Raw genomic sequence first — 14,927 nt, 5'->3', positions numbered from 1 at the left:
TATGTCTGTGTGCCTGCGGCGTTGGCCTTTCCTTGTTTTGTTATTGGTTTATTAGCGTTCCCCCTGTGCGGGGGGGCACCTACTTTTCTTTGCCGCCGCAAAGAAAAGTAGGCAAAAGAAAGCGGCTCAAACCGCTAACTTTTAAGCGGGTCCCATGGCTTGGAGGAGGTAGTGGAGCATCTGGAATCTGTGCCCTCGCACATTCGGCGTAAGTGACAAGGCAGTCATTCTTCCGGCGGCGCTGCGCGCGCCGCAGCGGTACTTCCCAACACCGATTGTGTGTATGCGCCTCCGGCGTCATTCTTCCCGCCGCGCACTGCGTGCTCGCCGGAACGGTCGGCGAGGGAAACCAAGGGCTTCGTTTGCGCGCGGTTGGGTGCCATCGGCTTCGCCTTGGCGAGGCGCTGAATTGTGGGAGTGCGGGCACCACGCCGAACGAAACGTTGACGCGAAAATGGAGGTCGGTTTTGTGAAGTACCGCGTCGGCGCGCGCAGCGCCGCCGGAAGTATGACTGCCTTGTCACTCACGCTGAATGTGCGAGAACACCGATTCCAGATGCTCCACTACCTCCTCCAAGCCAGGGGACCCGCTTAAGAGTTGGCGGTTTGAGCCGCTTTCTTTTGCCTACTTTTCTTTGCGGCGGCAAAGAAAAGTAGGTGCCCCCCCGCACAGGGGGAACGCTAATAAACCAATATCAAATCAAGGAAAGGCCAGCGCCGTAGGCACACAGACGACAAGCGCCGCGCAGGCAAAAAGACCATCAAAATCCAAAGTACACGGAGCACGACAAAATGACGAATTTGACCTTAAAAGACAAAACCCTTTTAAAGACACAAGCCTACATCGCGGGCGAATGGCAAGACTCGGACGACGCGAGCACCTTCGAAGTAAAAAACCCTGCCACAGCCGAAACAATCGCCACCGTGCCCCGCATGGGCACAACAGAGACCCGTCGAGCCATCGACGTAGCAAACGCAGCATGGCCAGCATGGCGAGCAACCACAGCCAAGCACCGCGCAGCGGTACTACGCAAATGGCATGACCTCATGCTCGAGCACGCCGACGACCTCGCGCAAATTCTAACGGCCGAACAAGGCAAGCCTCTGGCCGAAGCAAAAGGCGAAATCCAGTACGCCGCCTCATTCCTGGAATGGTTCGCCGAAGAAGGTAAACGCGTCAACGGCGACACCATCCCCACGCCGGCAGGCGACAAACGCATTGTCGTGACAAAAGAGCCGATCGGCGTCTGCGCAGCCATCACGCCGTGGAATTTCCCGGCGGCCATGATCACCCGCAAGGTCGGTCCTGCCCTCGCCGCCGGCTGCCCAATCATCGTCAAACCGGCTGAGGCCACTCCACTCTCAGCCCTCGCGCTCGCCGTGCTGGCCGAACGCGCGGGCGTCCCCCGCGGCGTGTTCAACGTCGTCACCGGTGAGCCGAAAGCCATCGGCGCGGAACTGACCGGCAACCCGATCGTGCGCAAACTGTCGTTCACCGGCTCGACGCCGGTCGGTCGTCTGCTGATGGCGCAGTGCGCGCCGACAGTCAAGAAAGTGTCGCTCGAACTCGGCGGGAACGCGCCGTTCATCGTCTTCGAAGATGCGGATCTGGATGCGGCCGTCGCCGGCGCCATCGCGTCGAAATACCGCAATAGCGGCCAAACCTGCGTCTGTACGAATCGCTTCTACGTGCACGATAAAGTCTACGACGCGTTCGCCGCGAAACTGCGCGACGCAGTCGAACAACTCAAGGTCGGCCGCGGCACCGACGACGGCGTCACGCAAGGTCCGCTCATCAACGAAGCGGCCGTGCTCAAGGTCGAATCGCATATCGAAGACGCACTCGCCAAAGGCGCACGCATCCTCACCGGCGGCAAGCGCCATGCACTCGGCCACGGCTTCTTCGAACCGACGGTGCTCGCGGATGTCACGCCGGACATGAAGGTCGCCCGCGACGAAACGTTCGGCCCGCTCGCGCCGCTGTTCCGCTTCTCGTCGGACGAGGAAGTGATCCGCCTCGCCAACGATACCGAATTCGGCCTCGCGTCGTACTTCTATAGCCGCGATATCGGCCGCGTCTGGCGCGTCGCGGAAGCGCTCGAGTACGGCATGGTCGGCATCAACACGGGCCTCATCTCGAACGAAGTGGCGCCGTTCGGCGGCGTCAAGCAATCCGGTCTCGGCCGCGAAGGCTCGCACTACGGTATCGACGATTATGTGGTCATCAAGTACATGTGCGTCGGCGGTATCTAAAGTAAAAAACGGCCACCTCGGAAAAACCGACGTGGCCGTTTTTACGTCCAGGGCCGCAGCGGCTTTCGCCTAACGCGGCCATCATGACGTTCGCTACTCCATCAGAACGAATGCCGGATGCCGGCCATCACGCCGAGTTGTCCAACACCTGGTGCCGGTGTCGTGCCCCCGCCGCCCTGGCTCACCGTATAGGCCGCGTGCGTACTGTTGAACAGATACGCGCCTTGCAGGTAAACCGCGGAACGCTTCGACAGCAGATACGTGGTGCGCAGCGCGGCGATCGTGCCGCGCGTGTCGTCGGCGCGATTGATGATCCGGTACACACCGCCATCCAGAATGAACGCAGGCGTCACGTTGTACGCGGCAGTCAGGTAATACAGATTCGAGCGCACATTCGGCAGTCCCGGCGAGACCGTCTCGACATGACGCCCAAGCCAGCCTGCACCGAGCTTAACCGGACCGATATGGCCGTAGCCGTTCAGTTGCATGCGCACGTCCTTGTCGCCGGAATTGGTCAGCGCGAATGGCGCGGTGCCGTCGAACAGATTCGCGGCCGCGCCCGGGCCACCGCGTTGTTCGTCGTAGGCGCCCGCCACGCCGTAACCGTTCATGTCATAGCGCAACATCGCCGACCATTCACGGCAGCTCTGCGAACTGCCCGGGATCGAGCCTACGCAGGTGCCCTGCCCCGGCGAATTGCCGGTACCCGCGGAGTCGCGTCCGAACGAATAGGTCGCGCCGACCGTGAAACCCGAGAACGTGCCCTTGTACGCAATCGTGTTGTCGCTGCGCGCGCTCGGCATGTACTGGTCGAATGAACCCGTGCCGCCGTAGATGTCGGGGCCGAGCAGATCGGAATCGAGGATGGCCCAGTACGTCATCGTGTACTGGCGGCCAAAGCTCAGCGTGCCGTACGGACTTTCGAGCCCTGCATAGGCCTGCCGCCCAAACAACCGGCCGCCTTGATTCAGCGTACCGCTTTTCGTGTTGAAGCCGCTTTCCAGCACGAATACGGCGGACAGCCCACCGCCCAGGCCTTCCTTGCCGCGAATGCCCCAGCGCGACGGAAACTCGCCAGTAATGCCGGGCATTCGCACGACACTGTCTCCCGCGGCATTCGCATGCGTGACCAGTTCGATGCCGGTATCGATAATCCCGTACAACGTGACGCTGCTCTGCGCGAACGACGAGGCGCTGATGCCCAGCAACATGCCGCCCAATGCGAGTTTGTATTTCATCGTCTCCATGTCTCCTTGATGGGTGCTTCGCTTGAAAAGCGCGCAACGATCCAGCCGCGTTCCATTCGAAGTGTTTTTATATAGTCATACTAATTACAGGCGTGGCAACGCCGATCGCTATTCACACCGACTTATAACGTCGAAGATTGCCCGCTTCAGATGACGGCGATCCGCGTGTCGCGCTCGACGGCCGCCGTTAAGACCCGTTCAGGTCATGACGTCCGTCAAACGACGGGCTTCGGAATATGCCGCTTGACGACGATCAGCGCGACCATCACGATCGTCATCGCGATGCCAAGCATCCACAGATACGACGACGCCCCGCCGGCCGTAATCACCACCGCACCCGCAAATGCGCTGGCAATCGCGCCGAGCCGCCCGAACGCGAGCGCCGACGCGGTGCCGGTGGCGCGCACGCTGGTCGGATAGACGTAAGCGCAAAGCGCGAACATCGTCGACTGGACCGCGTTGACAAAGAGGCCGTGCACACCGAGACCGAAGATCAGCAAGCCGGTATGCCCGGAGCCGGTATGCCCGGAAATGTTCACGCCGAGCAGCAGTAAGGCGCTGAGCGCGCCACCCGCGCTGCAGAGAATCAACGGCCAGCGCGAACCGGCGCGAGCGATCACGACCGCGCACAGCAACGCGCCCACCACGCCGCCAAGGTTGTATGCCGTGAGTCCCGCACCCGCGACCGACACCGACAGGCCCTGCGTGCTCAACATCGTCGGCAGCCAGCTGAAGGCGCTGTACACGGCGAGCAGACACATGCAGAACGCGCACCAGATCGCGACCGTATCGAACGCGAGGCCATCGCGGAACAGCGCGGTAAAACCGGCGTGTTTCTCCACGGCCTGTTCGCGGACGTCGGTAAACACGCAGCCGTTTGCCACGGGCCGCGACATACGGCCAAGCAGGCGGTTGAGTTCAGGCCAGCGCTGCGGCCGACGCGCAAGAAAGCGCGGCGACTCGGGCAACGTGAACAGCAGCAGCACCGCGAGCGCCAACGGCATGAGACCGCCGATCAGGAACAGCCCGCGCCACCCGTACGCCGGCAGAATCTCATGCGCGACCAGACCCGCCACCATTCCGCCGAGCGGCACGCAGACAATCGTCGCGGTCACCGCCAGCGTGCGTCGGCGGGCCGGCGTGAACTCGGCGGTCATGGTCGTCGAGCTGGGCAACGCGCCGCCGATGCCGAGGCCGGCGACAAAGCGCAGCGCGGCAATCGTCAGGACATCGTGGGCAAAGATGATGCCGCACGTGGCGGTGCCGAAGACCAGCACGCTGCCGATCACCGCCCAGCGGCGGCCGAAGCGATCGGCCAGCAATCCGGCACACGCGCTGCCGATTCCCATGCCGATCAGACCCGCCGCCACCACCGGCGCAAACACCGCACGCGTCACACCCCACTCCTTGATCAGCACCGGAATCGCGAAGCCGATCAACTGGCTGTCGAAGCCGTCGAGCACGATCGATAACGCCGCCAGAAACACCACGATCTTCTGCATTGTCGTGTATGGACCTTCGTCCAGCGTACGGCCAATGTCGACCGCGCGACCTGCCTCTTCGATACCCGCCTGATGGTCGGCAAGCGGCACGCCGGCCGCGCCGGGTGCGCCTGGTGCATTGGCCGGCGGTACATAACTAGTCATGAAACTGTCTCCTGGTTTATGTGCGCGTTTTGACAGCCGCGCTTTTGTAGTCAGTATGTGAGCGAGCAGGCGGCCTTTGACATTGCCGTTTCGCGCAAAAGCCATGACGTGGATGCATGGCTTTCTTTCAGGTGTACATACTACGATCGCGTTGAACGTGGCGATTGCAGTACCAAAGAGTCTTTAGAAGGGGTAATGACGCGGCGTGGTTTGCACGGTGATCCAGCGCAGATCGGTGAACTCCGCGATCCCCGCCTGCCCGCCGAAGCGGCCGAAGCCACTGCCCTTCACGCCGCCGAACGGCATGTGCGCTTCGTCGTGAACGGTCGGCCCATTGACGTGGCAGATGCCCGACTCGATGCGCCTGGCGACATTCATCGCCCGCGCCACGTCGCGGCTGAACACCGCCGACGAAAGCCCATAGTCGTTATCGTTCGCGCAGGCCACGGCTTCGTCTTCGCCGTTCACACGCACGATGCCCTTCACCGGACCGAACGATTCATCGCCGTAGATGCGCATGGCGGGCGTCACATGGTCCAGCAGCGTGGCGGGCATCAGCGTGCTGTCGGCTTTGCCGCCGCAGACCAGCGTGGCGCCTTTGGCCAGCGCGTCGTCGATCAGCGCATTGCAACGCTCGACCGTGCTCATGTCGACAACCGAACCCAACACGACCGGGCCCTTGCGCGGATCGCCGAGCGGCAAGCCGCGTGCTTTCTGTGCGAGCTGGCCGACGAACCGCTCGGCAATCCGTTCATCGACGATGATCCGCTCCGTCGACATGCAGATCTGCCCTGAGTTGGCGAATGCACCGAATGCGGCAGCGTCGACGGCGGCATCGAGATCGGCGTCGTCCAGCACGATCAATGGCGCCTTGCCGCCCAACTCCAATACCGAGGGTTTCAGATAACGCGCGCAGGTTGCCGCGATGATCTTGCCGACATGCGTGGAGCCGGTGAAATTGACACGCCGCACTTTCGGATGCGCGATCAGCGCTTCGACCACCGCCCCGGCATCGGCCGGCGCATTGGTGACGAAGTTCACCACGCCCTTGGGCAAACCCGCCTCCTGCAGCACTTCGATAATCAGGCCGTGGGTGCCCGGACAGATTTCCGAGCCCTTCAGCACGACCGTATTGCCGCACGCGAGCGGCAACGCGATGGCGCGCACCGCGAGGATCACCGGCGCATTCCACGGCGCGATGCCGAGCACGACACCTGCCGGTTGCCGCACACCCATCGCCAGGCTGCCGGGCACGTCGGACGGAATCAGCTCGCCGCCGATCTGCGTGGTCAGCGCCGCCGCTTCCATCAACCCGCCTGCGGCGAGATGGACGTTGAAGCCCGCCCACATCGCGGAGGCGCCCGTCTCCGCCGCCATCACCGCGGCGAACGCTGCGCTGCGTGCTTCCAACGCGTGCGCCGCCTTCATCAGCAGCGCGCGGCGCTCGCTCGGACCCATTGCGGACCATGCCGGAAACGCCGCTGCGGCAGCATCGGCGGCGGCCACCGCATCGGCGACGGTCGCCGCGGGCGCGCGAGTCGCCACTTCGCCGTCGAGCGGATTGCGGCGCTCGAAGGTGGCGCCATTGCTGGCTTGTACTGCTACGCCGTTGATCAGCATCGAAATGGTCTGCATCGTGTTTGTCTCCTACGAAAAGTTTTATCGGTGCGGGCGTAGCTCGCGCTCAGGCCACGACGACTTCGACCAGCATCGGCCCGGACGACACCAACGCTTCCCGCAGCACGTCATGCAGGCGCCCGGCCTCGGTCACGCGCGTACCGGGGCAACCCATACCCGCGGCCAGCGCCACGAAGTCGAGCCCGGGCAGATCGGTGCCCTGCACCGGATCGGTGGCAGCGAAACCGAATTCCGGCGCGAAGTCCTGCAGCGCCGCATAGCGCGAATTGTTCAGGATCACGAACGTGATCGGAAGTTTCATCTGTACGGTGCTGTAGATGGCCTGGATCGAATACATGCTGGAACCGTCGCCGATCAGGCATATCACGCGCGTGCCCGGCTTTGCCAGCGCGACGCCGACCGCGGCCGGCATGCCGTAGCCGAGACCGCCGCTGTCCATCGTGTAGAAGGTGCCGCTGCGCGTGAACGGCAGATAGTTCTGCATCACGGGCCGCGAACTCGGCGCCTCCTCGACCACGATATCGCTCGCATCGCGCACCTCTGCCAGGGTCTGCAACGCGAACGCGACCGACATCAACGCGGACGGCTCGGCGCGTGGACGTGCCGCGCGCGGCGCGGGCAATGGGCGCTTTTTCGGTGCCGGCCGCGTCAGCAGATCGGCCACGCCAAGGCGGATATTGCCGACCACGGCGGTACCGACAGGGGACCACGCCGCGATCGCTGGATCGTCGATCAGCTGGCATAGCGTGGCGCCTGCCGGCACATGCGGCCCGTGTCCTTCGACGTGATACGTGAACGCCGGCGCGCCGATCACGAAGATCAGGTCGTGGCCGCCGAGCAATTCGACGATTTTCTCGCGCATGGCCGGCAGAAAACCGGCAAAGAGGCGATGGTCTTCGGGGAATGCGCAACGGCCCGACATCGGCGCGACAAACACGCGGGCGTTGTGGCGCTCGGCGAGGCTGACCACCTCGTCCCAGCCGCCGGCCCGGTCGACCGCGCCGCCGACCACGAAAGCCGGCCGCTCGCAGGCATCGAGCGCGGCGCCGATCTGCGCCAGCACGAACGGCTCCGGCCGCGTCTCGGTGCTCACCACGCGCGCCGCCACCGGCTCGGCTGGCCGGTCCCAGTCGTCGACGGGAATCGACACCAGCACCGGTCCGCGCGGCTCCTGCATCGCCACGTGATAAGCGCGCGCGATCGCCAGCGGCACGTCCTCGGCGCGCGCCGGTTCGATGCTCCACTTCACGTACGGCTTGGGCAATTCGGCGGCCTGCGTGGAGGCGAGGAACGGGTCGAACGGCAGAATCGAGCGGGCCTGCTGGCCGGCTGTAATCACGATCGGCGTACGGTTGCGGAATGCGGTGAAGATATTGCCCATCGCGTTGCCCACGCCCGCCGCCGAATGCAGATTGACGAACGACGCGTTGCGGGTGGCCTGCGCATAACCGTCGGCCATGCCGACCACGGCAGCTTCCTGCAAGCCCAGCACATAGCGGAAATCAGCCGGGAAATCGCGGAACAGCGGCAGTTCCGTCGAACCCGGGTTGGCGAACACGGAAGTCATGCCGAGGTGGCGCATGAGGTCGATCACGGCGTGGCGCACGGTGAACGCTGCGTGTCGAGAGGTACCCGATGCGTCTGAACGGGGCGCGTTGCTGGTCATGCCTGTCTCCTGTCGAGTGGAGTTAGCGCTTCAGCGCTTACTCCAATCCCATGCAAAGCTGTCGAGTGGAGTTAGCGCTTCAGCGCTTACTCCAATCCCATGCAAAGCTGTCGAGTGGAGTTAGCGCTTCAGCGCTTACTCCAATCCCATGCAAAGCTGTCGATGAGCGCCGTTTCTTGAGCGCCCATTATCGAAAGCGGGCTCTTGATTGAAAATTGCCTTTTTTGAGAAAAGGCATTACTTTTAAGCATGACTTTCAACCTCCAGCAATTGCATGCGTTCGCGACCATCGTCGCGAGCGGCAGTCTTGGCCGTGCCGCGGAAGTGCTGCATGTCACACAGCCGGCGCTGAGCCGCACCATCAAGCGGCTCGAGGATCAGGTCGGCGCGCCCCTGTTCGAACGGCACTCGAAGGGTATGCAGCTTACTGCGATCGGCAGCGCGCTGCTGCCGCACGCCGCCTTGCTGCAACGCGAGGCCGACCACGCACGCGAGGAAATCGACGCGATGCGCGGCCTGGCTAAAGGCACGATCCGGGTCGGCGCGGTGGCGAGCATCGCGACGCTCGTGCTGCCGCTCGCGGTGAGTGGCGTGCTCGCGCGCTGGCCGAATCTGCGGGTGGAGATCATGGAGGGCGTGTGGGACCGGCTCGCCGATAGCCTGATGAAACACGAGATCGACCTCGCGCTCAGCATGGCGGTGCCCGACACGGACGAGATCGCCGCGATCGCCGATTGCCGCTGGGAGGACACGAGCTATGTGGTCGCCGCGCTCGATCATCCGCTGAGGCGCAAAGCGGATCTATGCCTTGCCGACACGCTCGATCAGCTGTGGTGCGTGCCGCCGCGCGGTACAGGTCCGTTCGAGCACATGCAGCACGTGTTCGCCGAGCATGGATTGGGCATGCCCAGTATCGCGGTCGAAACCCGCTCGATTACCGTGCTGAAGAGCCTCGTCACGCGCGCGGGTTTTCTGAGCTGGATGGCTACGCCGATGTACGACACCGAAAGCGCGGCCGGCGTGTTCGATACGTTGCCGATTCCGGGGCTGGTGGGACGCCGCACCTTGACGGCGTTCCGGCGGCGTCAGGGTATTTTGCCGAGCCCGGCGGTCAAGCTGCTGGAGCAACTGCGGCAGTTGACAGCGGTTCACCAGTGAAGCGGACGACGATCAACGACACTACGCCATTGGGCGGCGACGCGAGACGCTCACGGTCCTCGACAATTGCAACTCGCGACATGAGGCCGTCCTCAATTGAATTGATAAAGGTAGCCGAGCCTGGCTTCAGGAATATAACGCCGGCCTACGATTGGGCTGTTGGTGATGCCGCTACTGGAGTGCGACACACCGACATCCAGAATCACCATCTGATGGCGCGTGAACTTGTAGTCGACACGCGTGCCGACCGACATGTTGTAGGCGGCCTTTCCAGTGTATTCGGGGCGCCCCGCCCGCACTTCCGAGGACCGAACGCCGTAGTAGTAGTTGACGTACTTGCTGCTCAGCCATTCGACGCCGGCATGTGGCTCGAATGAGAAATGCCCGTAATCGAAGGATTTGCTGAAGTCGATTTTGGCGCGCTCGCCCTTATTCCCCCCCAGCAGATAGTCGCCCTCCAGGGTGCCGAATGCCGTTTTCCAGGCGAGCGCCGGGCCGTACCAGAACGCGCCGCCGCGGTTCTCCATGCCATTCAGGATCGGTGCGTCGGAATTTTTGTAGCCGTCGCCGATGGCGAAATCGCCGCGCAGCGCGAAGCTCACGTTGTCCCACTTCCCGATCTTCAGGTCGACAGTCGTGCCGAACGCGTGGACCCATTTATTTTCGAAGGAAATCAGCGGGATCGGCGAGAATTTGGTGTTGCCGTTTTTGTACGGCGACGCCTCGACACCGCCTCCCACGCCCAAGCCCCAGTGCGTCACATTCGTGGCATTGCTCAGCACGGTGAAGCCGGAGGAGTCTGCTTCGGCGTGATCTTCGCCGACATCGTCCGCCCACGCGCTGCCCGAATACAGGAAGACGGACGCCACGGCTAGCAACACATGGTACTCACGACGAAAGGTTTTTTTCACAGTCGTTCCTAAAGTAGAGGGATGAGACGGAATCGACTTTAAGAGCGGCTGACTTACTCGCTACTTACTCGGGCAATCCTGGACGACCAGAAATGATTTTTGACGGCACGGCCAGGAAAATGGCCAAAGCGGCCAAAGGGCCTTATCCGCAGCGCGGCTTGATGCGATCTGACAAGCGGTCCGATAAACGCCCGGACAAGCGCGCGGCGCGGTGCCTGAAGCCGGCGACGTAAGAGAACACCACGGGCACCACCAGCAAGCTCAGCGCCGTCGAGGTCAGCAGGCCGCCGATCACGGCGAAGGCCATCGGCTGCCTGAAACTCGCGTCCGAGCCGAAGCCGAGCGCAATCGGCAGCATGCCCGCGGTCATCGCGACGGTCGTCATCACAATGGCTCTCGCCCGCTTCGAGCACGCATCGACGAGCGCGTCGACAAGCGGCATCTGCTGCAGCTGCAGATTGCGGATCGTATATTCGACCAGCAGGATGGAGTTCTTCGTAACGACGCCCAGCAGCATTACGAGTCCGACCATCGAGGGAACGTCGAGCTCGCTGCCGGTCAAGAGCAGCATCACGAACGATCCGCCTAGCGACAGCGGCAACGCCGACAGGATCGTGACCGGCTGCAGAAAGTCCTTGAACAAAACGGTGAGCAACAGGTAGACGCAGAGGATGCCCGTCACCATCGCAAAGAGAAAGCCGGACGTCAGTTCGGCCATGGTGTCGGCGTCGCCGCTGTCGAGCAGCTGGACATCAGCGGGCAGCGCGCGGACCGACGGCAGTGCCTTGACCGACGTCAGTACCTCGCCGAGCGCCGTCGTGCCGAGGTCGGCCGATAGCAGAACAAAGCGTTTGCGATCGTATCGTGCGATCGCCGCAGGCCCGCTTCCCACCGAGACACTGGCCACGGATCCCAACGGGACCAGGCCACCCCGCCCCTTCAGGCGCAAACCGGACACCGCGCCGACATGTTCCAGCTCGCGATCGCCGAGCTGCACGCGCAGGAAGATCTGGCGGTCGTCGAGATTGAGTCGCGCCAGTTGTGCATCGAAGTCGCCGCTGGTGGCGATGCGCACGGTCTCGCCGATCGCCGCGGTGCTGATGCCGCGTTCGGCCGCGAGCGCCATGTCGGGCCGGATCTCGATCTCGGGCCGCTCCAGGCTCGCCGACGAGGCCACGTTGCTGAGCCCACGGATGCCGCGCATCTCGCGTGCGACCCGGGCCGCGCTCTCGGTCAGCGCGGGGGTGTTGTCGCTGGTCAGGACAAGTTCGAGCTTCTCGCCGAGGCCGCCGTTGCCGAGCGAAAAACGCGCACCCGGCACTCTGGCGAGGCGCCGCTGAGCCATCGCTTCAATAGTCGCCTGCGACTCCCGGACACCGCGCGGTGCCAGCATGAGCGTCATCGAGCCAAAGCGAACACCGGCGGTCTGCGCCGAATCGAAGCTGGTCGTCGCGTTACCGCCGGCCACGCTGAAAATGCGTTGGATGCCTGGAATGCCGCCCAGCGCCTGCCGCGCATCACGCTCGACAGCGAGCGTCGAATCCAGTGCGCTGCCCGGCGGCAACTCGACATTGATCGTGACGAACCCGCGGTCGGAGGCCGGTACGAAGCCGCTCGGGATCAGCGGAATCAGCGCGGCTGAGCCGGCGAGAAACGCCGCGGTCAGGCCCAGCGTCGTCTTGCGGTGCGCGAGGCACCAGCGCACCGCCAGCAGATAACGCTGCATCAACCGTGACGGCGCCTGTTCTCGCGGCGCCGCGTTCTTCAGCATGGCGACAGCCATCATCGGCGTCAGCAGCCGCGCGACCAGCAGCGACATCAGGACCGCGACCACCGCCGTCCAGCCGAACTGCTTGAAAAACAGCCCCGGCACACCGCTCATTTGCGCCGTAGGCAGGAAGATCGCGACCAGCGTCAGGGTCGTCGCGATCACCGGCAGCGCAATCTCGGTGACGGCGTCGGTTGCGGCCTCGCGGATCGGCTTACCCATCTGCACATGCCGCTCGATATTCTCGATTTCCACAATCGCATCGTCGACCAGCACGCCGGTCACGACCGCCAGCGCCAGCAGCGTGAGCGTATTCAACGAATAGCCGAGCCACTGCATGGCGGCAAAGGCCGGCAGAATCGACAGTGGCAATGCGGCAGCAGCCACCAGAGTCGCGCGGCCGTCCCGGAGAAACCACCACACCACCAGCACAGCGAGCAGCGCGCCTTCGTAGAGCATGTCCATCGACCCTTTGTACTGCTCCTTCGTATAGTCGACGGTGCTGGACACCAGCTGGAACGAGAACGTCGGGTCCGCGGCATGAAGATGCTCGAGCGCCGCTTCGACATCGGTCGCGATGCGGGTCTCGTCGGCACCTTTGGCGCGGTAGATCCTGAAGCCGACCACTTGCCGCTCGCCGAGCAGCGCGGTCTGAACCGGTTCCGCAAAGCTGTCTTCGACACGTGCGACCTGGTCCAGCCTGATCGAGCGCCCGTCGGCGAGGACGATCGGCAAGCGTGCGATTCCGCTCGCCTGCGGCACGGTGCCGAGCACGCGCATCGACTGTTCGCCGCGCCCGAGGCGTCCGCGTCCGCCCGATGCATCCATCTGCATCGAACGAAGCGCTTGCGAGACATCGACCGCCGTCACACCGGTCGATGCGAGGCTGACCGGATCGACTCGCACCTGCACCGCGCGCGTGACGCCGCCGACCCGCTCGTATTGCGAAACCCCGTCAACCGCCAGCACCGCCTTGCTGACGGCGTTGTCGGCGAACCACGACAAGCCCTCTTCGTCGAATCGGGAGGACGAAATGGCGAACGTCATGATCGGATTCGCGTCGCTTCTCACGGCCGTCACGACAGGCGGATCGAGATCGGCGGGCAGCTCGGAGCGGATGCCGTCGAGTGCGTCCTTCGCCTCGTTCAGCGCATCGGAGAGATTGCGCCCGACGATCAGCTTGATCTGAATATGCACCTGCCCGTCGACGATCTGCGTATTCAGATGCTTGAGGCCCTGCAGCGTGGCGAGCGCATCCTCGGCCTTGCGGGCAACATCCGCTTCGAGCTGAAGCGGCGCCGCGCCGGGTAGCGTCAGCGTGACGTTGAGCGTCGGCAGATCGAGGTCCGGCATGTTCTGAATGGGTAAGCGATGAAAACCCCACAATCCCGCCAGTGACAGAAAGATGAACAGCACCACGACCGGAATCCGGTGATGAATCGACCATGATGCGAAGTTCATTGCAGCGCCTCGCTTATGGTCGATACGGGAGCGGGCGCGAGCGTTACGATGTCCCCTTCGTTCAGCAGGCCCGCCCCTTCCCGGACAATGCGATCCGTGCCGGCGAGACCACGCACGATCTCGACGACGCTGCCCTCGCGCCTGCCGGTCTGAACTTCCCGCAAGGCGACGCGCTGTACGCCATCACGAGCCACGACGACGGCGACGTTGCTGCGTCCGTCATGCATGGCGAGCGCGGAGGCAGGCACCACCAGCGCATCGCTCGCACCCAATGCGACGCGGCCGCCCGTGTACATGCCGGCGCGCGCGTGCGAGCCCGGTTCCACATCGGCGTAGACGATGACGACCCGCGACTGCGGGTCCAGCGCCGGCGCGATCCGGCTCACGACGCCGTGCGCCGCGCTGCCATCCGGCAGCGTCAGCGAGACGGGCTGGCCGGGCACGATCGCCGACACCTCGGCGGCCGTCACTTCCGCTCGCCACTGCAGCCGGTCCTGCCGGATCAGCCGGAACAATTCCTCGCCGACCGGCGTCACCGAGCCGAGGGTCGCGGCGCGTGCGCTGATGGTGCCGTCGTCGGGCGCGACGACGCTGGCGTTCTGCAGGTCGAGCCTGCGCGCCTGCAACTGGGCTCGCGCGACGCCGACCTGTGCTTTCGTCACCGCGGCCGCGGTCCGGTATTGCAGCAGATCCTGCATGCTGATGCCGCCGCTGTCCTTCATCTGCAGCGCGCGGGATTCGTTGGTGCCGGCCTGAAGCGCATTCGCCTCGGCCTGCGCGAGCGCAGCGGCCATCTGCGCGACGTTGGCCTGCAGCATCGCCGTGTCGTAACGGGCCAATACCTGACCACGCTTCACCGTGTCGCCGACATCGACACGGACTTCCGCCAGACGCGCGCCGGCCACCAGTGAACGGATCGATGCTTCCTGCCATGGCGCGATTGCGCCGGACGCGTCGATCGATCGGGTCCAGCGTTCGTGATGCGGCGTCACGACCGCGACCGTCAGTGCACTGGCGACGGTCGCATGGGCGTCGTCGGACGAACCGGCGCGAAACGCGATGACGGTGCCCAGCGCCGCGAGCAGGACGATAGCAACGAAGGCGGCAGCGGCAGCGCGCCGCCGGGTCGTGGCATCACGGCTGAGCCCGGCGATTCGAGTAGTGAATGAGTGGGACATG

Annotated in this window: 9 protein-coding genes; 2 read left to right on the top strand and 7 right to left on the bottom strand. The window is 64.1% G+C overall.

The genetic code is table 11. The features are described 5' to 3' along the window. Nucleotides 1-792 precede the first annotated feature (792 nt). Nucleotides 793-2,253: an NADP-dependent succinate-semialdehyde dehydrogenase gene (gabD, locus tag WN982_RS27020; protein WP_341318661.1), complete on the top strand. Its 1,461-nt coding sequence runs from the start codon at nucleotides 793-795 to the stop codon at nucleotides 2,251-2,253. Between the two features lie 101 nt (nucleotides 2,254-2,354). Here gabD and WN982_RS27015 read toward each other — a convergent pair whose 3' ends face one another. From WN982_RS27015 to mdlC, 4 genes are all read right to left on the bottom strand, one after another. Beyond that, the gene (locus WN982_RS27015) at nucleotides 2,355-3,500 is read right to left on the bottom strand and encodes a porin (RefSeq protein ID WP_341318660.1); all 1,146 of its coding nucleotides are present in this window, start codon (nucleotides 3,498-3,500) and stop codon (nucleotides 2,355-2,357) included. Between the two features lie 215 nt (nucleotides 3,501-3,715). Continuing rightward, nucleotides 3,716-5,146 (bottom strand): MFS transporter, encoded by a 1,431-nt coding sequence (locus WN982_RS27010; RefSeq protein WP_341318659.1) that lies wholly within the window; start codon nucleotides 5,144-5,146, stop codon nucleotides 3,716-3,718. Between the two features lie 183 nt (nucleotides 5,147-5,329). Then, the gene (locus WN982_RS27005) at nucleotides 5,330-6,781 is read right to left on the bottom strand and encodes an aldehyde dehydrogenase (protein WP_341318658.1); all 1,452 of its coding nucleotides are present in this window, start codon (nucleotides 6,779-6,781) and stop codon (nucleotides 5,330-5,332) included. 49 nt (nucleotides 6,782-6,830) lie between these two features. Continuing rightward, nucleotides 6,831-8,450 carry a benzoylformate decarboxylase gene (gene mdlC, locus WN982_RS27000; RefSeq protein ID WP_341318657.1) on the bottom strand — a complete coding sequence of 540 codons (1,620 nt, stop codon included), beginning with the start codon at nucleotides 8,448-8,450 and terminating at the stop codon, nucleotides 6,831-6,833. A 249-nt stretch (nucleotides 8,451-8,699) separates the two neighbouring features. Between mdlC and WN982_RS26995 the strand changes: the two genes are divergently transcribed. Beyond that, nucleotides 8,700-9,608 carry a LysR family transcriptional regulator gene (locus tag WN982_RS26995; RefSeq protein ID WP_341318656.1) on the top strand — a complete coding sequence of 303 codons (909 nt, stop codon included), beginning with the start codon at nucleotides 8,700-8,702 and terminating at the stop codon, nucleotides 9,606-9,608. Nucleotides 9,609-9,700: 92 nt separating this feature from the next. On the opposite strand, the gene WN982_RS26990 is transcribed toward WN982_RS26995, so the two are convergent. From WN982_RS26990 to WN982_RS26980, 3 genes are all read right to left on the bottom strand, one after another. After that, nucleotides 9,701-10,519, bottom strand: a complete 819-nt coding sequence (locus WN982_RS26990) for a MipA/OmpV family protein (RefSeq protein WP_341318655.1) — start codon at nucleotides 10,517-10,519, stop codon at nucleotides 9,701-9,703. A gap of 142 nt (nucleotides 10,520-10,661) precedes the next feature. After that, complete coding sequence (locus tag WN982_RS26985; protein WP_341318654.1) at nucleotides 10,662-13,748, bottom strand: efflux RND transporter permease subunit; 3,087 nt, start codon at nucleotides 13,746-13,748, stop codon at nucleotides 10,662-10,664. Beyond that, entirely contained in the window at nucleotides 13,745-14,926 is a 1,182-nt protein-coding gene (locus tag WN982_RS26980; RefSeq protein ID WP_341318653.1) for an efflux RND transporter periplasmic adaptor subunit, read from the bottom strand. Before WN982_RS26980 ends, WN982_RS26985 begins: the two co-directional genes overlap by 4 nt. Between the last annotated feature and the right edge of the window lies 1 nt (nucleotide 14,927).

Source organism: Paraburkholderia sp. IMGN_8 (assembly GCF_038050405.1).
Classification (GTDB): Bacteria; Pseudomonadota; Gammaproteobacteria; order Burkholderiales; family Burkholderiaceae; genus Paraburkholderia.
The sequence above is the reverse complement of the archived record's forward strand: the minus strand, read 5'-3'. Positions and strand labels throughout refer to the sequence as shown.

Bases quoted from the DNA above. Each gene is read 5' to 3' on its own strand.
- WN982_RS27010 (WP_341318659.1), bottom strand. From the start codon at position 5,146: ATGACTAGTTATGTACCGCCGGCCAATGCACCAGGCGCACCCGGCGCG.
- mdlC (WP_341318657.1), bottom strand. From the start codon at position 8,450: ATGACCAGCAACGCGCCCCGTTCAGACGCATCGGGTACCTCTCGACAC.
- WN982_RS26995 (WP_341318656.1), top strand. From the start codon at position 8,700: ATGACTTTCAACCTCCAGCAATTGCATGCGTTCGCGACCATCGTCGCG.
- gabD (WP_341318661.1), top strand. From the start codon at position 793: ATGACGAATTTGACCTTAAAAGACAAAACCCTTTTAAAGACACAAGCC.
- WN982_RS26985 (WP_341318654.1), bottom strand. From the start codon at position 13,748: ATGAACTTCGCATCATGGTCGATTCATCACCGGATTCCGGTCGTGGTG.
- WN982_RS27005 (WP_341318658.1), bottom strand. From the start codon at position 6,781: ATGCAGACCATTTCGATGCTGATCAACGGCGTAGCAGTACAAGCCAGC.
- WN982_RS26980 (WP_341318653.1), bottom strand. From the start codon at position 14,926: ATGTCCCACTCATTCACTACTCGAATCGCCGGGCTCAGCCGTGATGCC.
- WN982_RS27015 (WP_341318660.1), bottom strand. From the start codon at position 3,500: ATGGAGACGATGAAATACAAACTCGCATTGGGCGGCATGTTGCTGGGC.